Origin of the sequence: Kaistia dalseonensis, from assembly GCF_030814715.1 — a bacterium.
GTDB classification, from domain to species: Bacteria; Pseudomonadota; Alphaproteobacteria; order Rhizobiales; family Kaistiaceae; genus Kaistia; species Kaistia dalseonensis.
Window position 1 is genome coordinate 581,233 of record NZ_JAUSVO010000002.1, and the last position, 23,160, is coordinate 604,392.

A 23,160-nucleotide genomic window follows, 5' to 3' on the forward strand; every position below is an offset into this window, starting at 1 on the left:
AACCAGCGCCGCCTCAGGCCTTCTTCAGAAATTCGGTCCGAAGCACCAGCCCCTTGATCTTCTCGGCATTGCATTCGATCTCGGCCGGGTCATCGGTCAGGCGGATATTCTTGATCATGGTGCCGCGCTTCAGCGTGGTCGACGTTCCCTTGACCTTCAGGTCCTTGATCAGCGTGACCGAATCGCCGTCGCTGAGTGTGGTGCCGTTGCTGTCCTTGACGGGGGTCATCGCTGTCTTGCTCTGTTGCTGAAAGGGGAGTTGGCAGCCGATAGCACAAACGGGCGGCGCTGCATCACCCCGCCGGTGTTTTAATTGCGCGAAGCTTCCGCCATATAGAGGCGGATAGAGGTTGGAACGCTGTCATGAATGCACCCTTCGCCAAGATGAATGGCATTGGCAACGCGATCACCGTGCTCGATCTGCGCGCCGGCTCGCGCCGGCTCGGCGCGGACGAAGCACGCGCCATCGCCGCCGACCCGCGCACGGCTTTCGACCAGTTGATGGTGATCGAGCCCGCACGCACCGCCGGCACCGAAGCGTTCATGACGATCTTCAATACGGACGGATCCACCTCCGGCGCCTGTGGCAATGGCACGCGCTGCGTCGCGCTCGTCCTGCAGCGCGAATCGGGCCAGAGCGATTTCAGGCTCGAAACATCGGCCGGCCTGCTCGACGTGCAGGCGCATGGCGCCGACGCCATTACCGTCGACATGGGAACCCCACGCTTTGGCTGGGCCGATATCCCGCTCTCGAAGTCGTTCGACGATACCCGCGCGATCGAGCTCGACTTTGGGCCCGCCGACGCGCCGATCCTGAGCGCGCCGTCGGTCGTCAATGTCGGCAACCCGCATGCGATCTTCTGGGTCGATGATCCCTATGCCTACGATCTGGGCCGGATCGGACCGATCCTCGAACACCATCCGCTCTTTCCCGAACGCGCCAATATCTCGCTGGCGGCGGTCACCTCCGACCACGCGATCACGCTGCGGGTCTGGGAGCGCGGCGCGGGCCTGACGCTCGCCTGCGGCTCGGCCGCCTGCGCCGTCGCCGTGGCCGCCGCGCGAACGGGACGCACGGGCCGGAATGTCGATGTGACGCTGCCCGGCGGTGTGCTCAACATCCAGTGGCGTGATGACGACCATATCCTCATGACCGGCGCGGCCGCGTTCGAACATGAGGGCGTGATCAGCCTCGGCGCTCCGCTGACGATCTCCGTCAACCCGGAAAGCGTCGTCCTTCGCGCCTGACGGGTGGCCTTTCCCGGCCATTTCCGCCATATACCGCATGAGAAACAGGCCGGCCGTTCACCGGCCCTGACCCATGGCTTCATGACCGTCGATATCGTCACATTCGGTTGCCGCCTCAACACGCTCGAATCCGAGGTGATGCGCACGCGCGCCCATGAGGCGGGCCTCGACGACGCCATCGTCTTCAACACCTGCGCCGTGACCACCGAAGCTGTTCGTCAGGCCCGGCAATCGATCCGCCGTGCCCGCCGCGAGCGGCCGGGAACGCGCATCATCGTTTCCGGCTGCGCGGCCCAGGTCGATCCGGCTGCCTTCGCCGCCATGCCCGAAGTCGACATAGTGCTCGGCAATCAGGAAAAGCTCTCGGCCGACGCCTATCGCGGCGGCGATTTCGGCCTTGGCGAGACGCTGAAGGCGCGCGTCGCCGACATCATGACGGTGACGGAGACGGCCGGCCATCTGGTCGCTGGCATGGACGGGCACACGCGCGCTTTTGTCGAAATCCAGAATGGCTGCGATCATCGCTGCAGCTTCTGCATCATCCCGTTCGGCCGCGGCCCGTCGCGCTCGGTTCCGATGGGTGCGGTGATCGAGCAGATCCGGCACCTGACGCAGACGGGTCACGCCGAAATCGTGCTGACGGGCGTCGACATCACGGCCTATGGCGCCGATCTCCCGGGCCGGCCGAGCCTCGGCAAGCTGGTCGCGACGATCCTGAAGCTGGTTCCTGAACTGCCGCGCCTGCGCCTCTCCTCTCTCGACACGATCGAGGTCGACGATGCGTTGCTCGGCGTCATCGCGAACGAAGAACGGCTGATGCCGCATTTCCATCTCTCGCTGCAGGCAGGCGACGACATGATCCTGAAGCGGATGAAGCGGCGCCATTTGCGCGCCGATGCCGTCCGCTTCTGTGATGACGTCCGGCGCGCACGGCCTGACGCGGTCTTCGGCGCCGATATCATTGCGGGTTTTCCAACCGAGACCGAGGTGATGTTCCAGAACTCGCTCGCCCTCGTCGAGGATTGCGGGCTGACGCATCTGCATGTCTTCCCGTTTTCGCCCCGCCCCGGCACGCCCGCCGCCCGCATGCCGCAGATCGGCGCCGCGACGATCAAGGAGCGCGCCGCAAGGCTGCGCGCCCGCGGCGCCAGCGCGCTCGAACACTATATGGACCGTGAGATCGGCGCCCGGCGCCGCGTGCTGATGGAGCGGGGCGGCGTCGGCCGGACCGAGCATTTCGCACCGGTCGTCATGCCGGACGTTCCCGCCGGAGCGCTGGTCGAGGCACGGATCACCGGCCGGACCGCACAAGGCCTCATCGCCCAACCCGTTGAAAAGGCTGCCTGATGTCAGAGGAAAAGAAGGGGTTGTTCCGCCGGTTCTTCGGTGGTGGCGACAAGAGCCCCAAACCCGACACGGAAGACCATGCCGCCCGGGAAGTCGCGATCGCGATTGAAGAGGTGCCGATTCTCGGCGCTGTCCTGCCGGAGCCGCAGCCCCTTCCGCCTGAACCCGAGCCCGAAATCGAGGCACAGCCTGCCCCGCCACGGATGAACTGGTTCCAGCGGCTCAAGGCGGGCCTCGCCCGCTCGTCGAGCGCGCTGTCCGAGAGCATCACCTCCGTCTTCACCAAGCGGAAGCTGGACGCCGCGACGCTGGAGGAGTTCGAGGATGTCCTGATCCAGGCCGATCTCGGCCTCGCTACGGCGAGCGCGATCACCCAGGCGCTCGCCAAGGGACGATACGACAAGGAAATCGACGACGCGGATGTGAAGGCGATCCTCGCCGAGGAGGTCACCAAGGTTCTCGCTCCGGTGGCGATACCCCTCGTGATCGACTCCGCCCGCAAGCCGCATGTCATCCTGGTGGTCGGCGTCAACGGCACCGGCAAGACGACAACGATCGGCAAGCTTTCCGCCAAGCTCCGCGCGGAGGGCCGCTCGGTGATGCTGGCCGCCGGCGACACCTTCCGCGCCGCCGCCGTCGAGCAATTGAAGATCTGGGGCGAGCGCACGGGGTGCACGGTCGTGGCGCGGGCGATCGGATCCGACGCCTCCGGCCTCGCCTTCGACGCCCTGCGCGACGCCCAGGCTGCCGGCACCGACGTGCTCATGATCGATACGGCCGGGCGGCTTCAGAACCGCACCGAGCTCATGGCGGAGCTGGAGAAGATCATCCGCGTGATCAAGAAGCAGGACCCGACGGCTCCCCATACCGTCCTGCTGACGCTGGACGCGACCACAGGACAGAACGCCTTGCAGCAGGTCGAGATCTTCGGCCGGACGGCCGGGGTGACCGGCCTCGTCATGACCAAGCTGGACGGCACGGCGCGCGGCGGTATTCTGGTGGCGATTGCCGCGAAATACCGGCTGCCGATTCATTTCATCGGCGTCGGCGAAGGCATGGACGATTTGGAGCCCTTCGAAGCCGAGGATTTCGCCCGCGCCATCGCCGGGCTCGCGACGTGAACGACGCCATAGACCCGGCGCAATTCCTGCCCTATTTCGGGATGACGAACGACGAAAGCCGGCCATGACGATCGAGATCGAACGCGCTCCGAACGACCCGAAGCGCAAGGAACTGAACCCCATTTTGAAGCTCTTGCTCGAACTGGGGCCGCTTGGCGTCTTCTTTTTCGCCAATGCGCGATACGGAATCTACTGGGCGACCGGGGCTTTCATGGTCGTGACGCTCGCGGCGCTGGCAGCTTCTCTAGTCATCACGCGACGGTTGCCGATCATGCCGCTCGTGACGGGCATCGTCGTCGTGGTGTTCGGCGGACTGACGCTCTGGCTGCACGACGACACCTTCATCAAGATGAAGCCGACGATCGTCAACGCGCTGTTTGGCGCCGTGCTGCTCGGCGGGTTGCTCTTCGGCCGCTCGCTTCTCGGCTATGTCTTTGATTCTGTTTTCAAATTGACCGATGAAGGCTGGCGCGTGCTGACCTTCCGCTGGGGCCTATTCTTCCTGCTGCTCGCTGTCCTGAACGAAGTGATCTGGCGGATGTTCTCGACCGATGTCTGGGTGCAGTTCAAGGTCTTCGGCATCATGCCGCTGACCCTCGTCTTCACCCTGTCGCAGCTGCCGCTGATCACGCGGACGACCATCCCCGACGAGCAGCCCAAATAGCGGCTCGCGTAAAAGAGCAATCAGAACAACACGTTGAAGAACCGGGCGCTACGGCGTGGCGCTCGGGGCGATGAGCTTTTCGATCTCCGGCATCAGCACCTTCGCCAGGCTTTCCGGGCTGAGCGGGCCGATGAACTTGTAGCGGATGATCCCGTCCGGTCCGACCAGGAAGGTCTCCGGCACGCCATAGACGCCCCAGTCGATCGCGGTGCGACCGGTCTTGTCGACGCCGATCGCCGAAAACGGATTACCGAGCTGGCCGAGAAAGCGGGCCGCGTTCTCGGGCTGATCCTTGTAGTTGATCCCGACCAGGCGGATGCGCGGGTCGCGCGCCAGCGTCTCCAGCACGGGATGCTCCTCGCGGCAGGGCACGCACCAGGACGCCCAGACATTGACCAGGGTCGGCTTGCCGGGGTTGCCATTAGCCTTGCCACCCGCATTGCCATCATCATTGCCGCCGAACAGCGATGACGGCAGCCCGGGCACGCCGGAGCCGGCGAGCGGCGGCAGGTCGGTCGCCGGGGCCGGTCGGCCGACCAGCGCGGAGGGGACGATCGAGGGGTCGCCGCCCTGTTCGAGCTTCACCAGGAAGACGATGGCGACGAGGCCGAACAGGACAAGCGGCGCGGCGATGGCGACCTTACGGCCGAACGAGCGCGGGGGCTTCGCCGGGCGATTTGCGGATTCTGCGCTCATCGGGAGCGACCTCCCCGCGCGGCCGAGCGACGGCGGACGCCACGCGCCTCGAGATCGCGCAGCCGCCGGCGCTGGGCGCGGCCGTCGAGCAGGATCCAGGCGACGAGGCCGAGCACGATCAGCACGGTCAGCCCATAGGCGGCGAGAATGAAGCCCGCATGAGTACCGAGATCGATCACGCCCCTGCCCCCGGAGCGCTCGCGACAGCGACGAGCTGCAGCGCTCGAATACGCCGGCGCAATATCTCGTTGCGCATCGCCATCAGGCTCAGCGTCAGAAACAGGAAGGTGGCGCCGACCGCGCAGATCAGCAGCGGATAGAGCAGGCTCGCATCGATCGTCGAGCCGCCCATGCGGAACACGCTCGCGCCCTGATGCAGCGTGTTCCACCAATCGACCGAGAATTTGATGATCGGCAGGTTGACCGAGCCGACCAGGATCAGCACGGCGGCGACGCGGCCGGCCTTGTTCGGGTCCTCGATCGCATTCCAGAGCGCGATCAGCCCGAGATACATGAGAAAAAGGACCAGCACCGAGGTGAGGCGCGCATCCCACTCCCACCAGGTGCCCCACATCGGCTTGCCCCAGAGCGAGCCGGTGACGAGCGCGACCAGCGTGAAGGCGGCGCCGACCGGCGCGGTCGCCTTGGCCGCGACATCGGCCAGCGGATGGCGCCAGACCAGCGTGCCCAGCGCCGAAACCGCCATCAGCCCATAACCGAACATGGCGAGCCAGGCGGCGGGCACATGGATGAACATGATCTTGACCGTCTCGCCCTGCTGGTAGTCGGGCGGCGCGACGAAGAGCGCGAGATAGAGCCCGACACCGAGCACGGCCGCCGTCACCGCCCAGAACCAGGGCAGCAGGCGACCGGACAGGGTCATGAAGCGCGTGGGATTGGCGAGATCGAGAAGAGCCATGGCGCAAAGTCATACGGCCTGTGCCGACCGCCTGCAATGCGGCGAACCGGGCAGGCGGCCGATCAGTGGCCGCCGCCGTTCAGCATGTCGAACACCGCGCCGAAGCGGCCATCCACCTCGGCAAAGCGCAGTGGCTTGACCCGCTCGACCAGGATCTCGTCCGCATGCGGATCAGCCTGCAGCAGGCGCATCGTCTCGTCGATGAAGTCCTTGAGCGGCAGCGCGTCGGGGTCGCTCGCCTGCCCCGGTCCCATCAGCTCCGTCTGCACATAGGGCGGCACGATCTCATGCACCTGAATGGCCGTATTGCGCAGCTGATAGCGCAGCGACTGGCTGTAGGAATGGATCGCCGCCTTGGTCGCGCAATAGGTCGGCGTCGCGGCGATCGGCAGGAAGGCGAGCCCTGACGACACGGTCAGGATCGCGGCATGCTCCTGCTTCAGGAGATGCGGCAGCAGCGCCGCGGTCAGACGGATCGGGCCGAGCAGGTTCGTCGCCACCGTCGCTTCCGCATCAGTCAGATCATCCGGCTGGGCGAGCAGATCCTCCGGCCGCATGATGCCGGCATTGTGAATGACGACATTGAGCGAGGGATGGCTTGCGGCGAGTTCGGTCGCCACGGCGCGGATGGACTGGTGATCCTCGATGTCGAGCACGACGGAGTGCAGGCCCGGATGGGCTGCCACGGTCTCGTCGAGCGCCGACTGACGGCGTCCGGCGATGATGACCTGATTGCCGAGCGCCTGGAACGCGACGGCCAGCGCCTGTCCGATGCCCGAGCCGCCGCCCGTGATCAGGATCGTATTCCCGGTGGTCTTCATGATGTTTCTCCTGCTTCGCCGCTGATCTATGGTGGTTACGAACCAGTGGAAAGTAGGCACCTGAAAGAGCCATACTTACCGAACGGAGAGTGTAGGCATGACAATAGCGGCATCATCGCCACAGGAACCTGGCCCGACGGCGCTCGTCCCTCCGCGGGATGCGCGCCCCATGCGGGTCGAGACCTATCCCGATCCGCTCGACCCCGCGCTCGAAGCGCTGGTGCGGCAGATCATCGGGCGCGTGGCGGACAAATGGACCATGCTCGCGCTGGAGGTGCTGGCCGAGCATGGGCGGCAGCGCTTCACGCGGATCGGCGAACTGATCGGCGGCATCAGCCAGAAGATGCTGACCAAGACGCTGCGCCAGATGGAGGCGGACGGGCTGGTGACGCGGACCGTGCTGCCGGTGATCCCGCCCCATGTCGAATATGAGCTGACCAGCCTCGGCCTCAGCCTGGGCGAGGCTTTTTGCGGCGTCTGGATCTGGGCGGCGCACAATCGCGCCGCGATCGAGGCGGCCCGCGCGGCCTTCGAGGCGCGGCAGGCCTGACGCGACCATTCTCCAGACGAAAACGGGGCCCGCGCTGGCGGACCCCGTCTAAAGACAGACGGACTCGACGGGCGCTCAGTTCACCTGCGGCGCAGCCTTGGTCGTGATGACGTTGAAGGAGGCCGGCTTCAGCTTGATGCGCAGCTTTTCGCCGTCGACGACGACATCCGAGTTGGTCTTGGGTGCGACGGTGTTCGGTGCATCCTTGGTGTTGACCGCCTTCAGATTCGAATGGTGGATCTCGGTCGCGGCGACGAGCGAGCGCTCCTTGCCGAGGCCGCGCAGATCGACATCGACCTCCATCGAATCCGACAGGCTGCGGTTCAATGCGAAGATGGTCGTTGTGCCATCGGCCGGATTATCGATCACCGTCGAATAGAGATAGGGGATCTCAGGGAACGCCTTGGCGGAATAGCTCGGCGAATCGACCACGCCGCGCAGCACGCGGCCATGGCCATATTTCGAGGCGAGCGCGAAGGGGTGGAAGATCGTCTGGCGCCAGGCGGCGCCGCCGGTCTCGGTCATGATCGGGCCGATAACGTTGACGAGCTGCGCGAGGCAGGCCGTCTTCACGCGGTCGGCATTGTTGAGCATGGCGATCAGCGCGCCGCCGACGATCAGCGCATCCTCGGCATTGTAGACTTCCTCGATCAGCGGCGGCGCCTCGGGCCAGCCGGGCTTGCGCATGTGCTCGATCTTGTGGGTCTTGTACCAGACGTTCCATTCGTCGAGCGACAGCATGATCTTCTTGTGCGAGCGGCGCTTGGCACCGACCGCGTCGCAGATCGCCGCGACCTCCTTGATGAAGGCGTCGAGCAGCTCGATGACGCCGAAATATTCCGAGGCGGAATCGGCGTTGTTGTTGAAATAGGTGTGCAGCGAGATGAAATCGACCTCGTCATAGCAGTGATCGAGGACCTGATATTCCCACGAGCCATAGGTCGGCATGTTGCGATGCGACGAGCCACAGGCGGCGAGCTGGATCGTCGGATCGACCCAGCGCATGACCTTGGCGGTCTCAAGCGCGACGCGGCCATATTCTTCGGCGGTCTTGTGGCAGATCTGCCAGGGGCCATCCATCTCATTGCCGAGGCACCAGAACTTGATGTCGTGCGGCTTCTCGAAACCATGGCTCTTGCGCAGGTCGGAGAGCGCCGAGCCGCCGGTGTGGTTGCAATATTCGAGGAACTGCCGCGCCTCGTCCGGTCCCTTGGTGCCGAGATTGACGCCGAACATCGGCTCGATGCCGGCCTTCTTCGACCATTTCATGAATTCATTGGTGCCGAACTGGTTCGTCTCGGTCGAGAACCAGGCGAGATCGCGGCGCACCGGGCGCTGATCGCTCGGGCCGACGCCATCCTCCCAATTATAGCCGGAGAGGAAATTGCCGCCGGGATAGCGGGTGATGGTGGTGCCGAGTTCCCGCGTCAGCTCCAGGACGTCGCCACGAAAGCCATCCTCGTCGGCGGTCGGGTGACCCGGCTCATAGATGCCGCCATAAACGCAGCGGCCCATATGTTCGACGAAGGTGCCGAACACCCGCCGGTCCAAATCGGAGATCACGAAATCGCGGTCGACGGTCAATCGGGCTTTCAGCATGGGAGAACTTTCGAGAAGACTGGGTTGATCGTCTGGCGCCCAGCGGATCGGAGCGCCGCTTGTTCTGGATCGGCCGGCGCTAGCCCTTGATGCCCGCCGACAGCATGATCGCTTCCGTCACGCGGCGCTGGAAGATCAGATAGGCGAGGGCGACCGGCAGCGCGGCGAGCACGGCGCCGGAGAGGTTGCGGGCATATTGCACGCCGAACGCATCCTTCACCTGCGTGATGCCGACGGTGACGTTCATCATCTCCTGCTGCGTGACGACCAGGAACGGCCAGAGGAAGTTGTTCCAGGCGCCAATGAAGGTGATGATCGCGAGCGCGGTCGAGATGCCCCAGTTCATCGGCAGGAAGATGCGGAAGAAGAGCTGGAACTCGCTCGCGCCGTCGATCAGCGCCGCCTCGCGGAACTCCTTCGGGATCTGGTCGAAGAACTGCTTGTAGACGATGACGGCGACCGGAACGATGAGCTGCGGCAGGATCACGCCGAGCCATTTATTGATGAAGCCGAAATCGTTCATCAGGATGAAGTGCGTCACGATCAGCGTCTGGATCGGCACCATGAAGCTGGCGAGGATCATGAGCCAGAGGATCGTCCGCCCGGGAAAGCGCAATTGCGACAGCGCATAGCCGCAGGCCGAGCTCAGCATGATGACGAGGATCGTCACCGAGCCGGACGTCACCAGCGAGTTCAGATACCAGCGGCCGATCTGCGTGTTGAGCACGACATAGATATAGCCGGCCAGCGTCCAGATCTTCGGCAGCAGCCCGACGCCGGGCTCGACCACTTCATATTCGGGCTTCAGCGTCGTGATCACGGCCCAGTAGAGCGGGAACGCCCAAAGCATGGCAAACCCGATCGTGATGACCGTAATGATCCCGGAGGCGACATTGAGACGTTTCATGACCGCGCTCCCCGCACCCGAAGCACCTGATACTGCAACACGGAAACCACCACGATCACCAGGAACAGGATGACGGCGACGGCAGCCGCATAGCCGCCGCGATTGAGCTGGAAGGCGAATTTGTAGATGTACTGGACCATCACATAGGTCGAGTTGAACGGCCCGCCCTGCGTGAACAGGTAGATCTGGTCGAAGATCTTCAATTGCAGGATCAGCTGGATCGTCAGCACCAGCGCCGTCACCGGCCAGATCAGCGGCCAGGTCAGATGACGGAACTGCTGCCAGGAGCTGGCATTGTCGAGCGACGCGGCGTCATAGAGATCCTGCGAGATGTTGCGCAGGCCCGCGATGAACAGCAGCACGTTGAAGCCGTTGGTCCACCAGATCGTGATGAAGGCGACGCTCGGCATCGCCCAGTATTTGTCGCGGAAGACGGCGACGCGCGAGCCGTTGAAGAGCTCGATCGCATATTGGGCGATGCCGAACTGCAGATCGAGCATCCACTGCCAGATCAGGAACACCACCGTGACCGGCAGGATGTAGGGCAGGAAGAAGGCGGCGAGCACGAGGCTCTGAAGCCAGCCCTTGAGGCGCGTCACCATCAGCGCGATCACCAGGCCGAGCAGCGTCGTCGGGATCACCGTCAGCAGGACGAAATAGCCGGTATGGAGCGCCGCGGCGAAGAACTGCTTGTCGCTGGCAAGCTTGATGTAGTTCGCCCAGCCGATCCAGTTGCCCTCGCCGATCAGCGGGGCATCGGTGAAGCTCAGCTGCACCATCTTGTAGGTCGGATAGATGAACAGAACGAGATAGGCGATCACGAACGGCGCGACGAGAATGAAGGCCGCCGTGGCCTGATTGCGTCCGAGCTTCATGAAATTGTCCTTGCCGCGCTTCGGAGGCGGAACCGCCCGGCCGAGATGGCCGGGCGATCCTTTCGATCAGAGACTTACTGCAGGAGGCCCTGCAACTCGTCCTTGGCGGCGGAGATGGCGTCGGCGGGCGCGCCATCGCCATTGAAGGCCGGCATGAAGTAATTCGAAGCGGCTTCATAGATCGGCGAAGCGACACCGGCGATCGTCGAGGACGGATCGAAGGTGGCGGTCTTGGCGAGCGTCGAATAGATCGCGTTCGGCAGCATCTTCTTGAATTCGTCGCTGTCGGTGACCGGCAAATAGGCCGGGATGTGGCCAGCGGTCGCCCAGAAGATGCTGTGCTCGTTCATCCACTTGATGACGGTGAGGACGGCCTTGAGCTTCTCCGGGCTGATTTCCTTGCCCTTACGGTTCGGCACGGCGAAGGAGTGCGAATCGGCCCAGGTCGCGGGCTGGTCGAACAGCACGGGGATCTGGATCGCGCCCCATTCGAAGCCGAGCTTGCCGCTCTTGGCGAGGTCGGTCATCGTCGGGACTTCCCAGACGCCGTTGATGTGCATCGCGGCCTTGCCCGAGGTGAAGAGCGCGATCGAAGCGGGATATTCCGTCTGCTTCGGCACCCAGCCCTCGGTGGTCCACTTGGCCATCTCGGCGAGCGCCTTGGTGGCCTTGTCGGCATTGTCGCCGTCCAGGACCTTGCCGTCATTGATGAACGAGCCGCCCTGCTGGGCGAGCAGCGTATAGAAGACGCGCCAGGTCGTGCCGTTATCGGCGGTCGGGATCGACAGGCCGACCTGATCCGGCCCGGTCGTCAGCGTCTTCAGCGCGGCCTCGAAATTGGCGGCGCCGTCGAGGCCCTTGGGCAGGCCGTCATCGCCGAGAAGGCCGGCCTTCTTCAGGAGGTCCTTGTTGTAATAGAGGATGATCGAGTGGATATCGAAGGGGATGGCGTATTGCTTGCCATCGACCTGCGCGGCCTTCCAGTTAGCCGGCGCATAATTGTCGCCGGAGAAGCCGGCTGCCTTCAGCTCGTCCGGGGTCAGTTCGCGCAGCGTGCCCGTCGAGACGCCGAGCGGCAGGCGCGAGAGATGGTACGTCATGACATCGGGGCCTTCGCCGACAGCGGCCGAGGTCTGCACCTTGGTGTAGAAAGGCACGCCCCATTCCAGCGTCGTCGCCTGGATCTCGATATCGGGGTTTTCCTTGTTGAACTGGTCGAGCAGCGCCTTCATGCGCACGCCGTCGCCACCCGACAGGAAGTCCCACCAGACCACGGTTTCCTTGGCCTGGGCGCCGGCGGTCATCGCCAGCAGCGCCGCGGTCGCGAGCGCCTTCTTCATGAATCCACGCATCGTCGTTTCCTCCGTCTTCGGTCGCACCTTCGGATCTCCCAACAAGACCCGTCCTCCGGCGACATTCTCTTATCGGCGCGCACCGCCCATTACGGAGACGCTGCGCGACCCACCTGCCGAATGCGCCTATCCTCCTCGACGGGCGCAGACCGCATATCGTTCCATGACATCCACTTACGGATGCGTGAGAGGCGTCATGGATCTTGAATTGGATCAGGGGCGGGGTGAAATGTCACGGTGATCGGCTGACCGACGCAATTTCCGCGAAGCCCCTCTCCCCAACACCGCTCCAATGGTATTATCATATGCGGCGATCATGATTTTGATCGACACCTTTGTCAACGGCCTCTTGCCGCCCTCGTCAGGTGGCTTGCCGTTTGCAGTGGCCGATCCAAGAAAAACCGCGTAGGGGATGACACGTGTCGGGAGAGCGCGGGATGCTGGAGCGCGAATTATCAGTCGGGACAATGAGTGCGCAGGTCGCCAATCACGTTGGCGCGCGCATCGTTTCGGGTGAATTCCTGCCGGGCTCGGCCCTGCCGATCGAAAGCGAGCTGTGCGAATTCTACGGCGTCAGCCGCACCACGGTGCGCGAGGCCGTGAAGAGCCTGGCCGGCAAGCGGCTGGTCGAGGTTTCGCCCAAGATCGGAACGCGCGTCCTGCCCTTTTCCGAATGGAACCTGCTCGACCGCGAAGTCCTGGCCTGGCGGCTGCAGGCGCAGTTCGACGGCAAGATCGTCGAGGATATCTTCGAGATGCGCCTCTGCTTCGAGCCGCGCGCTTCGTTCCTCGCGGCGCGCGACGGCACGGCCGAGGATCACGCGCTGATCGAGCAGCATTTTCGCGAGCTGGTCGCCGCCCATGAGCAGGGCATGCCGGTCAAGACAATCTCCGAATCGGCGCTGGAATTTCACCTCGCCATCATCAACGCGTCGCATAACGGGCTGTTCGTGACGATTGGCAGCGCGGTCAAATCGGCGCTGCGCGTCTCGTCGGAAATGCTCCAGCGCCACGCGACGCGGCCGAGCGAGGATGTCGCGCTGCATGATGCGGTCCGTACCGCCATCGTGGCGCGGAAGCCGAAAGAAGCCGCGAGCGCGATGGAATATCTCCTCGCCGCCTCGCGCGAACGCCTCCTGCCGCTGACGGTCGACGCCGCCGAATAGCGACGTCCGTCAAGCGATCAGGTCGCGGACGCCGGTCCCGTATCGCTCAGTCGCGCTTCAGCAGCCGGCAGAGCTCGTCGAGCTGCTCGAGCGTGCGATAACGAATCTGCACCGCGCCGGCGCCGTTCGTCTTGTGATCGATCTGGACGATCAGGCCGAGGCTGTCGGTGAGCAGCTTTTCGAGCGCGCGCGTGTCGGCATCCTTGTCCGGCCGGGCAGGGCGGGGACCGCCACGCTTCGGCTCCTGCTGCGTCAGCGCCTCGGCATCACGCACCGTCAGCCCACCCTCGACGATGCGCGCAGCAACCGCCGACGGATCATCGACCGTGACGAGCGCGCGCGCATGGCCGGCCGTCAGCTTGCCCTCGCGCAGATAGCCGAGCACGGGTTCGGGCAGCTTCAGCAGCCGCAGCGTATTGGCGACATGCGGCCGGCTCTTGCCGATGACGTCGGCGAGCGCAGTCTGCGTATAGGAGAATTCGTCGATCAGCTGCTGGTAGCCGAGCGCTTCCTCGAGCACGTTCAGATCGGCGCGCTGCACATTCTCGATGATGGCGAGTTCGAGCGCTTCCTGGTCCGAGACATTGTGGACCAGCACCGGCACGTCATGCAGCCCGGCGCGCTGCGCCGCCCGCCAGCGCCGCTCGCCGGCGATGATCTCATAGGCCTCGGTCGGTCCCGGCACGGTGCGGACCAGGATCGGCTGCACGATGCCCTTCTCGCGGATCGAGGCCGTCAGGTCGGCGAGATCGGCCTCCTCGAAGGATTTGCGCGGATTGCGCGGATTGGGCCGCAAATATTCGATCGGGACGCGGCGCGACAGGCGCGAGCGCTCATGGACGACCGCCTCCGTATCCACGTCGCCGATCAGTGCCGCCAGTCCGCGGCCGAGGCGCTTGCGCGATCCGTCTTCCATGCTCATCGAAACCACTCCTCAATACGCGTCGGCGATCAGGCCGCCCGGAGGCGCTTTTCGCGCTGGATGATCTCGGAGGCGAGCCGCAGATAGGCCTGGCTGCCCGTGCTCTTGAAATCATAGAGCAGGACCGGCTTGCCATGCGACGGCGCCTCGGAGATCCGGACATTGCGCGGGATCACCGTGTCATAGACTGCGTCGCCCATATGGGCGCGCACATCGGCCACGACCTGGCCGGCGAGATTGTTGCGGCTGTCGAACATGGTCAGCACGATGCCATGGATCGACAGTTCCGGGTTCAGCGCATGCTTGACCTGGTCGACCGTCTGCAAGAGCTGGCTCAGGCCCTCGAGCGCGAAGAATTCGCATTGCAGCGGCACGAGGATCGAATGCGCCGCCGAGAGCGCATTGATCGTGAGCAGGTTGAGCGAAGGCGGGCAATCGACCAGCACATAGCTGTAGTTTCGGATACGAATCGAATCCGCCCGCTGCGAATGGTTCGCCAGGGCGCGCCGCAGACGGAAGGCACGATCGGAGCGGCCGGCGATCTCCAGCTCGACACCGAGCAGATCCATGGTCGACGGCGCGACCGACAGCCGCGGCACGGCCGTTTCCATGACGATCTCGGCCAGATTGGATTCGCCGACCAGCAGATCATAGGTCGAGCGCAGGCGGCTGCGCCGATCGATGCCGAGGCCCGTGGAGGCGTTGCCCTGCGGGTCGAGATCGACGATCAGCACTTCCTCGCCAATGGCCGCCAGCGCCGTACCGAGATTGATCGCCGTCGTCGTCTTGCCGACGCCACCCTTCTGGTTGGCCAGCGCGATGACGCGCGGCAGGGGCGGCAGCAGCGAGGGGGGCGAAAAGCTGTCGGTATAGGTCATCGGAAGCCTCTTCCAACGCGCGGATTACGCCGAACGGCGCTCCGCCCGGCGAATTTCGACGATCGAACTGCGTTCGTCGATCATGCTCTTGTGTCTTACCAGATCGAGTGACCAAGATTTAGAGGCTTCTGCCAATTCCACATCGAAATCTTCACCTTTGTGAAATGCCGCCGCCGCGCCCTGCGCCAGAACGGGCGCGGAGAGATCAAGCAGATCATCGAGGCTCGCCAGGGCGCGCGCACTGATGAAATCGACCGGTTCCGCCCATTGTTTCAGAACCGATTCGATTCGTCCCTCATGCACGACGGCGCGCGCGCCGGTCTCGCGAATCGCCGTGCGGAGGAAGGCACATTTGCGCTGATTGCTCTCGACGCAATGCACGACGCCGTCGCCCCGTTCGGCGAGCAGGATCGCCGTGACCATGCCGGGCAAGCCACCGCCACTGCCAATATCGAGCCAGCGCAATGCGCCGGGGAAGAGCGCGACGAGCTGGGCCGAATCAGCGATATGGCGCGACCAGATCTGATCGAGCGTCTTGGGCGAGATCAAATTCTGGGCCGGCTGCCAGCGCTTCAGCAGCGCGACATAGCGCGACAGGCGATCCGCTGTTTCACGTGAAACAGGGAGAATGGCCTCGACGGCCGCAATGCTCTCGCTCATGCGCTTGCTCGCTCCTGGCGCCCGGCCCCTTGCCGCCCCCGCCGAACCGCCGTCAACAGCAAGGCCAGAGCCGCCGGCGTCATGCCCTCGATACGGCTGGCCTGGCCCAGCGTTGCCGGCTGGACCAGGGCCAAACGCTGCCGCAGCTCGTTCGACAGGCCGGCGATCCCGGCATAGTCGAGCGCGCTGTCCAGCGCGACCGCCTCATCGCGGCGGATCGAATCAATGTCGCTTTGCTGCCGATCGAGATAAACCGCATATTTCGCATCGGCCTCGATCTGGTCGAGGATCGCCTGCGGGAAGCCACCCAGCTCCGGCCAGAGGCCGATCAGGCGCAGCGGGTCGATATCGGGATAGGCCAGCAGATCGAACGCCGTTCGCCGCACGCCATCCTGATTGACCGAAAGTCCGCGCCGGTTCGCCTCGTTCGGCGTCATCGCCAACGCCTGGAACCGGGCCCGTGCCGCCGCCAGCTGATCAAGCTTGAAGGCAAAGGCTGCGCCGCGCTCGGCGCCGACGACACCGAGGCGAAGGCCGACCGGCGTCAGCCGCTGGTCGGCATTGTCGGCTCGCAAGGACAGCCTGTACTCGGCACGAGAGGTGAACATGCGATAGGGCTCGGTCACGCCGCGCGTCACCAGATCGTCGATCATCACGCCGATATAGCTCTCTGAGCGGCTGAAGACGAAACCATCCTGCCCGTCGGCGCGCCGCGCAGCGTTGATACCGGCGACCACGCCTTGCGCCGCCGCTTCTTCATAGCCCGTCGTGCCGTTGATCTGCCCGGCCAGGAACAGGCCCGAAACGCGCTTCACCTCGAGCGCCGGCGACAGCTCACGCGGATCGACATGATCATACTCGATTGCATAGCCCGGCCGAATGATCCGTGCCTGTTCAAGGCCCGGGATCGAGGCGACGATCGCCGCCTGGACATCCTCGGGCAGTGAGGTCGAGATGCCGTTCGGATAGACGGTCGGATCGTCGAGACCCTCCGGCTCCAGGAAAATCTGGTGCCCATCGCGCTCACCGAAACGAACGACCTTGTCCTCAATGCTCGGGCAATAACGCGGCCCACGGCTTTCGATCTGGCCGGAATACATGGGCGAGCGCGCGAGATTGGCGCGGATGACGGCGTGGGTCGCGGCCGTGGTGCGCGTAATGAAGCAATCGACCTGGGGCCGCGTGATCGCCGCCGTCAGGGTCGAGAAAGGCTCGGGCTGCTCGTCACCGGCCTGTCGCTCCAGCGACGACCAATCAATGGTCCGGCCATCAAGGCGCGGCGGGGTGCCGGTTTTCAGCCGCGCAAGGCGGAGCGACAGCCGCTCCAGCGCCCGCGACAGGCCCATGGCTGGCTGCTCTCCAACTCGGCCGGCCGGAATCTTGGCCTCGCCAATATGGATCAGGCCGCGCAGGAAGGTGCCCGTCGTGATGACGACCGCGCCGCAATCGATGCGCCGTCCATCGGCCATCACGACGCCGACGATCCGGCCATTCTCGACCACCAGATCATCCGCCTCGCCCTCGACCACAGTCGGGCCATCGGTTGCGGCAATCGCGTCCTGCATCGCGGCGCGATAGAGCTTGCGATCGGCTTGGGCCCGCGGCCCACGCACGGCGGGGCCCTTGCGACGATTGAGCAGGCGGAACTGGATGCCGGCCGCGTCAGCAACCCGACCCATCAGCCCATCCAGCGCATCGACCTCGCGCACCAGATGACCTTTGCCGAGACCGCCTATTGCGGGGTTGCAGGACATGACACCGATGGTCGCGCGCTGATGCGTGACCAGCGCGGTGCGCGCGCCGAGACGGGCGGCCGCTGCGGCCGCCTCTGTTCCAGCATGGCCGCCGCCGATCACGATGACGTCGAAAGAACCCGGGACGCCGGAAGAATCATGCCGTTCATTCATGGGGATGCTCGTCATTCTGATGGCGCTGATCTAGTCGCTTCGCCGCGCCACGTCAAAGCCCAACACTGTTTCACGTGAAACATCGGCCGCTCATTTGCCGATGCAGAATTCGCTGAAGATGACATCGAGCAGATCCTCCACATCGATCCGCCCGGTGATCCGTCCAATCGCGTCAGCCGCGCGTCGCAGCATTTCGGCTTTCACCTCGATGCCATGCGCCTGCTCGATATCGGCAAGCGCCTGTCGCGCCTCTTCGAGTCCGTGCCGTTGCCGCGCTCGCGTCACCATGGCGCTCGGCATCGGACGATCCAGCTTCAACGCTGCCGCGATGGCGGTTTCGAGCCGATCGAGACCGGCTCCGGTCTGCGATGACACCAGCAGACCAGCCTCGGGATCGATTCGTTTCGAGTCCGAATCGAGCAGGTCGGCCTTGGTTCGGACTAGCAGGCGCGGCACGTCGGCCGGCAGGTCGTCCGGGACAGATCCACCATCCGTCAGGACGAGGATCAGATCCGCGGCATCGGCGCGCTTGCGTGCCCGGCGTATGCCTTCACGCTCAACCAGATTATCCGCCTCGCGCAGCCCGGCCGTATCGATCAGCGTCACGGCATGGCCCCTGAGATCGAGCGCGACCTCGATCAGGTCGCGCGTCGTGCCGGGTTCAGCGGTCACGATCGCCGCCTCGCGCCGGATCAAGGCATTCAGAAGGCTGGACTTGCCGACATTCGGCGCGCCGAGCAGGACCACTTCAAAGCCGGAGCGCACCCGCTCGCCGAAATGCGAATCATCGAGATGGCGGCCAATCTCCGCTGCAACCTCGGCCGCCGACGCCCAGGCCGGCGCGGCGACATCGTCGGGGACATCCTCCTCGTCGCTGAAATCGAGATCCGCCTCGATCAGCGCGCGGGCGCGGATCAGCCGGGTGCGCCAGTCATCATAGAGACGGCGCAGCCCGCCCTCGGCCTGCCGCAAGGCCAGCCGGCGCTGCATCTCGGTCTCGGCCGCCACCAGATCGGCGAGGCCTTCAATCTCGGTCAGGTCCGCTCGTCCATTGGCGAAGGCCCGCCGCGTGAATTCGCCGGCCTCGGCCGGTCGATAGCCGGGCAGGGCGGCCAGCATTGCGAGGATCGAAGCCACGACGGCGCGGCCGCCATGGACCTGAAACTCGGCCACATCCTCGCCGGTGAAGCTCGACGGTCCGGCGAAGAACAGCACGAGGCCGCGATCGAGCGCCTCGCCGGAGGCCGGATCGCGCAAGACCCGCAGCGTCGCGATGCGCGGCTCAGGCACCGCGCCCAATATCATTTCGAGTCCGAATCGAACGCGCGGCCCGCTCAGGCGGATGACCGCAACGCCGACGGGCGGCGCGCCGCTCGATAGCGCGAAAATCGTGTCATCCATGGCTCGTTCCCCTTGCCCCCTCGATCACCCGCGCTACGGTTCCCGCCCCACGGTTCCTGCTCATTGACCAGCGAGGGCGCGATGTCCGGCAATCTGCTCCAATACGAGACCAGCCCCTATCTGCTGCAGCATCGGGATAATCCCGTTCATTGGCGTGGCTGGAACGAAGCCGCCTTCGCGGAGGCCCGGCAGCTCGATCGCCCGGTCCTGCTCTCGATCGGCTATGCCGCCTGCCATTGGTGCCATGTCATGGCACATGAATCGTTCGAGGACGAGGCGACGGCGGCTCTCATGAACCGTCTCTTCGTCAACATCAAGGTCGACCGCGAGGAGCGGCCCGATATCGACCAGATCTACATGGCCGCGCTGCACGCGCTCGGCGATCAGGGTGGCTGGCCGCTGACCATGTTCCTGACGCCGACGGCACGCCCAATCTGGGGCGGCACCTATTTTCCGAACGAGGCGCGCTATGGCAAGCCGTCCTTCCGCCAGGTGCTGACCGAGATCGCCAGGCTCTACGCCGAAGACCGTGACGCCATCCTCGCCCAGGCCGACAGCATCACCGCCCATCTCGCCAAGCCGCGTCCTGACGCAGGCTCGGTGCCGCTCGACGAGGAACTGCTCGACCGCGCCGGCGACGCCATCCTGAACATCATGGACCGCGAGAAGGGCGGCACGCGCGGCGCGCCGAAATTTCCCAACACGCCGGTACTCGATTTTCTCGCGCGCTGCCATGAACGCACCGGCCGCGCCGATCTCGCCGCGATCGTCGACACCACGCTGGCCGGGATGAGCCAGGGCGGCATCTTCGATCATGTCGGCGGCGGCTTCGCCCGCTACTCCGTCGATGCCGAATGGCTGGTGCCGCATTTCGAGAAGATGCTGAGCGATAATGGCCTGCTGCTCGAACGCCTCGCGCTCGCGACCCGGATCTCGCCCCGCGCCGATCTGTTTCGCGACCGAATCGAAACCACGATCGGCTGGCTGCTGCGCGAGATGCAGCTCGAGGGCGGCGCCTTCGCGGCGAGCCTCGACGCGGATTCCGGAGGCGGCGAGGGGCGCTTCTATGTTTGGCGCCGTGCCGAGTTCGACGCGCTGCTCGGGCCGGACGACGCCGCCTTCATCGCCGCGCTCTATGACATCACGCCGGCCGGCAATTGGGAGCACGTCTCGATCCCGAACCGCCTCGCGACGCCGGAGAGCCTCGGCGCTGCCGATGATCTCCGCCGGCGCCGGATCCTGGCCGAACTGCGCGTGGCACGCGACCAGCGTCCGAGACCGGCGCTCGACGACAAGATCCTGGTCGACTGGAACGGCTATGCCATTGCCGGCCTAGCGCTCGCCGGGCAGTTGCTGGGCGAGCCGCTCTGGGTCGCCCACGCCGAGACGGCCTATCGTTTCATAACCGAATCGGTCGCGCGGGATGGTCGGCTTGGCCATGCGCTCCGCGCCGGCAAGATGGTCCATCCGGGCTTCTCATCCGATCTCGCCACCATGGCGCATGCGGCCTTCGCCCTGCACCAGGCGACGCAGCGCGCGCGCTATGTCGCCGATGCGATTCGCTTCCTCGATGATCTCGACGCGCATCACCGCACCGCCGATGGCGGCTATCATCTCACGGCCGATGACGGCGAGGCGGTGATCATCAGGAAGAGCGACCGGACGGATGATGCGACGCCCAATCCGCACGGCCTCGCCGCCGACACGCTGATCCGCCTCTGGGCCTATTCCGGCGATGACCGTTTCCGCGCCCGGGCGGATGCGATCCTCGCTGGCTCCGCCGCCAATATCGTGGCCAATGTGTTCGGCACGGCGAGCCTGCTCGGCGCGCTCGATCTGCGCCTGCGCGTCCGCACGGTCGTCATCATCGTACCGCCCGGCACGACCGGCCGTGAACTGCGCGCCGTCGTCGATGCGCATTGGCGATCGGATATCGTGCTCGATCTCCGCGATGACGGCGATCTGCTCTCACCCGCTCATCCGGCCTTCGGCAAGAGCGCGATCGAGAGCCGGGCGACGGCCTATGTCTGTCAGGAGGGGCGTTGTTCGCTGCCGGTCACTGAGGCCGCGGATCTCGCCGCGCTGCTCGAAGGCCGGGCCGGGACCGTCTGGTCGCCGGCGTGAACCATCCTGCGGGATCGAAGATCCTGGCAGGGAAAAGGCGAGGGGTCCTTGTGGTCTCCTCGCCCTGGTCGGTGGATCAGGTGTTCATCTGATCGAAGAAATCGGCATTGCTCTTGGTCTGGCGCAGCTTGTCGAGCAGGAACTCGATCGCGTCGACCGTGCCCATCGGCATGAGGATGCGGCGGAGCACATACATCTTCTTGAGCACGTCCGGCGGAACCAGCAGTTCCTCCTTGCGCGTGCCCGAGCGGGTGATGTCGATCGCCGGGAAGGTGCGCTTGTCCGCGACCTTGCGGTCGAGGATGATTTCGGAGTTACCCGTGCCCTTGAACTCTTCGAAGATGACTTCGTCCATGCGGCTGCCGGTATCGATCAGCGCGGTGGCGATGATCGTCAGCGAGCCGCCTTCCTCGATATTACGCGCGGCGCCAAAGAAGCGCTTCGGGCGCTGCAGCGCATTGGCGTCGACACCACCGGTCAGCACCTTGCCGGATGACGGCACGACGGTGTTGTAGGCGCGGCCGAGGCGGGTGATCGAATCGAGCAGGATGACGACGTCGCGGCCATGCTCGACGAGGCGCTTGGCCTTCTCGATCACCATCTCGGCGACGGCGACATGGCGTGTCGCCGGTTCGTCGAAGGTCGAGGAGATGACCTCGCCCTTCACCGAACGCTGCATGTCGGTGACTTCTTCCGGCCGCTCGTCGATGAGCAGCACGATCAGATAGCATTCCGGGTGATTGACGGCGATCGAGGACGCGATGTTCTGCAGGAACACGGTCTTGCCGGTGCGCGGCGGCGCGGTCACCAGCGCGCGCTGGCCCTTGCCGAGCGGCGCCACCAGATCGATGATCCGTGGCGTCATGTCCTTCGAGGCCGGAACGTCCAGCTCCATCTTGAAGCGCTCATTGGGATAGAGCGGCGTCAGATTGTCGAAATGGACCTTGTGGCGCGCCTTGTCGGGGTCTTCGAAATTGATCGTGTTGACCTTGAGGAGGGCGAAGTAGCGCTCGCCATCCTTGGGGCTGCGGATGTGGCCCTCGACCGTGTCGCCCGTGCGGAGCGAGAAGCGCCGGATCTGGGAGGGCGAGACGTAGATGTCGTCGGGACCAGCGAGATAGTTCGCATCCGGCGAACGCAGAAAGCCGAAGCCGTCCTGGAGAACCTCGACGACACCCTCGCCGACGATCTCGACATCATTGTCGGCAAGCTGTTTCAGGATCGCGAACATCAGCTCCTGCTTGCGCAGCGTGCTCGCATTCTCGACCTCAAGCTCTTCGGCAAAGGCCAGCAGCTCCGTGGGAGACTTGGCCTTGAGGTCCTGCAGTTTCATTTCACGCATGTGTTTTTTTGAATCTCGTTTGGATTCACGGAAGACGAATGGATCAATCGTGGGGATTGCGCAGAACTTAAGCCTGGCTGGACCAAGGGCCGCCGGCACGACGCATCTCTCATTCCTGGCGGAACGATCGGCGCCCGTCTGCTTCGACAAGATGGCGCAGCATAATCGGTCAAATGACTGACGGCAAGCGCCTCAAGCGCTGCCATCTGCCAATAATCGCTGGAAAACCTCAGAAAGGCTTCACCACGACTAAAATCACGATGAGGATCATGAGGATGGTCGGAATCTCGTTCGCCAGCCTGTAGGTCCGCTCGGACAGCTGGTTGCGGTCCGCCTCGAAGGCACGCCGCTTCGCGCTCAGCCACATATGGAAAGCGCTCATCGCGATCACAAGAATGAATTTCGCGACGAACCAGCCCTGCTGCGTCCAGCCGCCGAGATAGGCGATGGCGAGACCGGCCACCCAGGTCACGATCATGGCCGGGTTCATGATCAGCCGCAGGAGCTTGCGCTCCATCACCTTGAACGTCTCGGATTCCGCCGAACCGACCGCGGCGCGGCTGTGATAGACGAAGAGGCGCGGCAGATAGAAGATCCCCGCCATCCACGCTATCACCGCGATGACGTGCAGCGCTTTCAGCCAATCATAATAGGCCATCGT

General features: G+C 64.7%; 23 protein-coding genes. 7 read left to right on the forward strand and 16 right to left on the reverse strand.

All coding sequences use genetic code 11. The features are described from left to right. Window positions 1-13: 13 nt before the first annotated feature. On the reverse strand, window positions 14-229 hold the full coding sequence (locus tag QO014_RS08865) for an alkylphosphonate utilization protein (RefSeq protein WP_266348322.1): 216 nt from the start codon (window positions 227-229) through the stop codon (window positions 14-16). A gap of 134 nt (window positions 230-363) precedes the next feature. On the opposite strand from QO014_RS08865, the gene dapF reads away from it, so the two are divergent. From dapF to QO014_RS08885, 4 genes are all read left to right on the forward strand, one after another. Then, entirely contained in the window at window positions 364-1,248 is an 885-nt protein-coding gene (dapF, locus tag QO014_RS08870) for a diaminopimelate epimerase (protein WP_266348323.1), read from the forward strand. A gap of 81 nt (window positions 1,249-1,329) precedes the next feature. Next, entirely contained in the window at window positions 1,330-2,595 is a 1,266-nt protein-coding gene (mtaB, locus tag QO014_RS08875) for a tRNA (N(6)-L-threonylcarbamoyladenosine(37)-C(2))-methylthiotransferase MtaB (RefSeq protein WP_266348324.1), read from the forward strand. After that, window positions 2,595-3,716, forward strand: coding sequence for a signal recognition particle-docking protein FtsY (gene ftsY, locus QO014_RS08880; protein ID WP_266348325.1), 1,122 nt, complete (start codon window positions 2,595-2,597; stop codon window positions 3,714-3,716). The genes mtaB and ftsY overlap by 1 nt, the downstream gene beginning before the upstream one ends. A 64-nt stretch (window positions 3,717-3,780) precedes the next feature. Then, window positions 3,781-4,380 (forward strand): septation protein A, encoded by a 600-nt coding sequence (locus QO014_RS08885; protein ID WP_266348326.1) that lies wholly within the window; start codon window positions 3,781-3,783, stop codon window positions 4,378-4,380. A gap of 48 nt (window positions 4,381-4,428) precedes the next feature. On the opposite strand, the gene QO014_RS08890 is transcribed toward QO014_RS08885, so the two are convergent. The 4 genes from QO014_RS08890 to QO014_RS08905 form a co-directional block, all read right to left on the reverse strand. Then, window positions 4,429-5,076 (reverse strand): DsbE family thiol:disulfide interchange protein, encoded by a 648-nt coding sequence (locus tag QO014_RS08890; RefSeq protein WP_266348327.1) that lies wholly within the window; start codon window positions 5,074-5,076, stop codon window positions 4,429-4,431. After that, the gene (gene ccmD, locus QO014_RS08895) at window positions 5,073-5,255 is read right to left on the reverse strand and encodes a heme exporter protein CcmD (RefSeq protein ID WP_370877113.1); all 183 of its coding nucleotides are present in this window, start codon (window positions 5,253-5,255) and stop codon (window positions 5,073-5,075) included. The genes QO014_RS08890 and ccmD overlap by 4 nt, the downstream gene beginning before the upstream one ends. Beyond that, on the reverse strand, window positions 5,252-5,995 hold the full coding sequence (locus QO014_RS08900) for a heme ABC transporter permease (RefSeq protein WP_266348328.1): 744 nt from the start codon (window positions 5,993-5,995) through the stop codon (window positions 5,252-5,254). Before QO014_RS08900 ends, ccmD begins: the two co-directional genes overlap by 4 nt. 62 nt (window positions 5,996-6,057) lie before the next feature. After that, window positions 6,058-6,816 carry an SDR family oxidoreductase gene (locus tag QO014_RS08905; protein WP_266348329.1) on the reverse strand — a complete coding sequence of 253 codons (759 nt, stop codon included), beginning with the start codon at window positions 6,814-6,816 and terminating at the stop codon, window positions 6,058-6,060. A gap of 169 nt (window positions 6,817-6,985) precedes the next feature. On the opposite strand from QO014_RS08905, the gene QO014_RS08910 reads away from it, so the two are divergent. Further along, window positions 6,986-7,366 carry a winged helix-turn-helix transcriptional regulator gene (locus QO014_RS08910; RefSeq protein WP_266348330.1) on the forward strand — a complete coding sequence of 127 codons (381 nt, stop codon included), beginning with the start codon at window positions 6,986-6,988 and terminating at the stop codon, window positions 7,364-7,366. A 75-nt stretch (window positions 7,367-7,441) separates the two neighbouring features. Here QO014_RS08910 and arfA read toward each other — a convergent pair whose 3' ends face one another. The 4 genes from arfA to QO014_RS08930 form a co-directional block, all read right to left on the reverse strand. Then, window positions 7,442-8,962: an arabinosylfuranosidase ArfA gene (gene arfA / locus QO014_RS08915; protein ID WP_266348615.1), complete on the reverse strand. Its 1,521-nt coding sequence runs from the start codon at window positions 8,960-8,962 to the stop codon at window positions 7,442-7,444. An 82-nt stretch (window positions 8,963-9,044) separates the two neighbouring features. Continuing rightward, window positions 9,045-9,872: a carbohydrate ABC transporter permease gene (locus tag QO014_RS08920; RefSeq protein WP_266348331.1), complete on the reverse strand. Its 828-nt coding sequence runs from the start codon at window positions 9,870-9,872 to the stop codon at window positions 9,045-9,047. Further along, window positions 9,869-10,747 (reverse strand): carbohydrate ABC transporter permease, encoded by an 879-nt coding sequence (locus tag QO014_RS08925; RefSeq protein WP_266348332.1) that lies wholly within the window; start codon window positions 10,745-10,747, stop codon window positions 9,869-9,871. The genes QO014_RS08920 and QO014_RS08925 overlap by 4 nt, the downstream gene beginning before the upstream one ends. 74 nt (window positions 10,748-10,821) lie before the next feature. Continuing rightward, window positions 10,822-12,099: an ABC transporter substrate-binding protein gene (locus QO014_RS08930; RefSeq protein ID WP_266348333.1), complete on the reverse strand. Its 1,278-nt coding sequence runs from the start codon at window positions 12,097-12,099 to the stop codon at window positions 10,822-10,824. Window positions 12,100-12,536: 437 nt separating this feature from the next. On the opposite strand from QO014_RS08930, the gene QO014_RS08935 reads away from it, so the two are divergent. After that, window positions 12,537-13,265 (forward strand): FadR/GntR family transcriptional regulator, encoded by a 729-nt coding sequence (locus QO014_RS08935; RefSeq protein WP_266348334.1) that lies wholly within the window; start codon window positions 12,537-12,539, stop codon window positions 13,263-13,265. 46 nt (window positions 13,266-13,311) lie between these two features. On the opposite strand, the gene QO014_RS08940 is transcribed toward QO014_RS08935, so the two are convergent. The 5 genes from QO014_RS08940 to mnmE form a co-directional block, all read right to left on the reverse strand. Continuing rightward, the gene (locus QO014_RS08940; protein ID WP_266348335.1) at window positions 13,312-14,187 is read right to left on the reverse strand and encodes a ParB/RepB/Spo0J family partition protein; all 876 of its coding nucleotides are present in this window, start codon (window positions 14,185-14,187) and stop codon (window positions 13,312-13,314) included. A gap of 29 nt (window positions 14,188-14,216) precedes the next feature. Then, window positions 14,217-15,065 carry a ParA family protein gene (locus QO014_RS08945; protein ID WP_307257884.1) on the reverse strand — a complete coding sequence of 283 codons (849 nt, stop codon included), beginning with the start codon at window positions 15,063-15,065 and terminating at the stop codon, window positions 14,217-14,219. Between the two features lie 24 nt (window positions 15,066-15,089). Beyond that, window positions 15,090-15,725: a 16S rRNA (guanine(527)-N(7))-methyltransferase RsmG gene (rsmG, locus tag QO014_RS08950; RefSeq protein ID WP_266348336.1), complete on the reverse strand. Its 636-nt coding sequence runs from the start codon at window positions 15,723-15,725 to the stop codon at window positions 15,090-15,092. Continuing rightward, window positions 15,722-17,632, reverse strand: coding sequence for a tRNA uridine-5-carboxymethylaminomethyl(34) synthesis enzyme MnmG (gene mnmG / locus QO014_RS08955; protein ID WP_266348337.1), 1,911 nt, complete (start codon window positions 17,630-17,632; stop codon window positions 15,722-15,724). Before mnmG ends, rsmG begins: the two co-directional genes overlap by 4 nt. Before the next feature lie 90 nt (window positions 17,633-17,722). After that, the gene (gene mnmE, locus QO014_RS08960; RefSeq protein WP_266348338.1) at window positions 17,723-19,033 is read right to left on the reverse strand and encodes a tRNA uridine-5-carboxymethylaminomethyl(34) synthesis GTPase MnmE; all 1,311 of its coding nucleotides are present in this window, start codon (window positions 19,031-19,033) and stop codon (window positions 17,723-17,725) included. An 81-nt stretch (window positions 19,034-19,114) separates the two neighbouring features. On the opposite strand from mnmE, the gene QO014_RS08965 reads away from it, so the two are divergent. Continuing rightward, window positions 19,115-21,157 carry a thioredoxin domain-containing protein gene (locus QO014_RS08965; RefSeq protein WP_266348339.1) on the forward strand — a complete coding sequence of 681 codons (2,043 nt, stop codon included), beginning with the start codon at window positions 19,115-19,117 and terminating at the stop codon, window positions 21,155-21,157. A gap of 76 nt (window positions 21,158-21,233) precedes the next feature. On the opposite strand, the gene rho is transcribed toward QO014_RS08965, so the two are convergent. After that, on the reverse strand, window positions 21,234-22,499 hold the full coding sequence (gene rho, locus QO014_RS08970) for a transcription termination factor Rho (protein WP_266348340.1): 1,266 nt from the start codon (window positions 22,497-22,499) through the stop codon (window positions 21,234-21,236). Between the two features lie 229 nt (window positions 22,500-22,728). Then, entirely contained in the window at window positions 22,729-23,157 is a 429-nt protein-coding gene (gene hemJ / locus QO014_RS08975; protein WP_266348341.1) for a protoporphyrinogen oxidase HemJ, read from the reverse strand. Window positions 23,158-23,160 lie beyond the last annotated feature (3 nt).

Bases quoted from the DNA above. Each gene is read 5' to 3' on its own strand.
- dapF (WP_266348323.1), top strand. From the start codon at position 364: ATGAATGCACCCTTCGCCAAGATGAATGGCATTGGCAACGCGATCACC.
- ftsY (WP_266348325.1), top strand. From the start codon at position 2,595: ATGTCAGAGGAAAAGAAGGGGTTGTTCCGCCGGTTCTTCGGTGGTGGC.
- QO014_RS08890 (WP_266348327.1), bottom strand. From the start codon at position 5,076: ATGAGCGCAGAATCCGCAAATCGCCCGGCGAAGCCCCCGCGCTCGTTC.
- QO014_RS08905 (WP_266348329.1), bottom strand. From the start codon at position 6,816: ATGAAGACCACCGGGAATACGATCCTGATCACGGGCGGCGGCTCGGGC.
- QO014_RS08930 (WP_266348333.1), bottom strand. From the start codon at position 12,099: ATGCGTGGATTCATGAAGAAGGCGCTCGCGACCGCGGCGCTGCTGGCG.
- QO014_RS08900 (WP_266348328.1), bottom strand. From the start codon at position 5,995: ATGGCTCTTCTCGATCTCGCCAATCCCACGCGCTTCATGACCCTGTCC.
- rho (WP_266348340.1), bottom strand. From the start codon at position 22,499: ATGCGTGAAATGAAACTGCAGGACCTCAAGGCCAAGTCTCCCACGGAG.
- QO014_RS08935 (WP_266348334.1), top strand. From the start codon at position 12,537: ATGCTGGAGCGCGAATTATCAGTCGGGACAATGAGTGCGCAGGTCGCC.
- QO014_RS08885 (WP_266348326.1), top strand. From the start codon at position 3,781: ATGACGATCGAGATCGAACGCGCTCCGAACGACCCGAAGCGCAAGGAA.
- QO014_RS08940 (WP_266348335.1), bottom strand. From the start codon at position 14,187: ATGAGCATGGAAGACGGATCGCGCAAGCGCCTCGGCCGCGGACTGGCG.
- mnmG (WP_266348337.1), bottom strand. From the start codon at position 17,632: ATGAATGAACGGCATGATTCTTCCGGCGTCCCGGGTTCTTTCGACGTC.
- mnmE (WP_266348338.1), bottom strand. From the start codon at position 19,033: ATGGATGACACGATTTTCGCGCTATCGAGCGGCGCGCCGCCCGTCGGC.
- QO014_RS08920 (WP_266348331.1), bottom strand. From the start codon at position 9,872: ATGAAACGTCTCAATGTCGCCTCCGGGATCATTACGGTCATCACGATC.
- QO014_RS08910 (WP_266348330.1), top strand. From the start codon at position 6,986: ATGCGGGTCGAGACCTATCCCGATCCGCTCGACCCCGCGCTCGAAGCG.
- mtaB (WP_266348324.1), top strand. From the start codon at position 1,330: ATGACCGTCGATATCGTCACATTCGGTTGCCGCCTCAACACGCTCGAA.
- QO014_RS08945 (WP_307257884.1), bottom strand. From the start codon at position 15,065: ATGACCTATACCGACAGCTTTTCGCCCCCCTCGCTGCTGCCGCCCCTG.
- QO014_RS08865 (WP_266348322.1), bottom strand. From the start codon at position 229: ATGACCCCCGTCAAGGACAGCAACGGCACCACACTCAGCGACGGCGAT.
- QO014_RS08965 (WP_266348339.1), top strand. From the start codon at position 19,115: ATGTCCGGCAATCTGCTCCAATACGAGACCAGCCCCTATCTGCTGCAG.
- hemJ (WP_266348341.1), bottom strand. From the start codon at position 23,157: ATGGCCTATTATGATTGGCTGAAAGCGCTGCACGTCATCGCGGTGATA.
- rsmG (WP_266348336.1), bottom strand. From the start codon at position 15,725: ATGAGCGAGAGCATTGCGGCCGTCGAGGCCATTCTCCCTGTTTCACGT.
- QO014_RS08925 (WP_266348332.1), bottom strand. From the start codon at position 10,747: ATGAAGCTCGGACGCAATCAGGCCACGGCGGCCTTCATTCTCGTCGCG.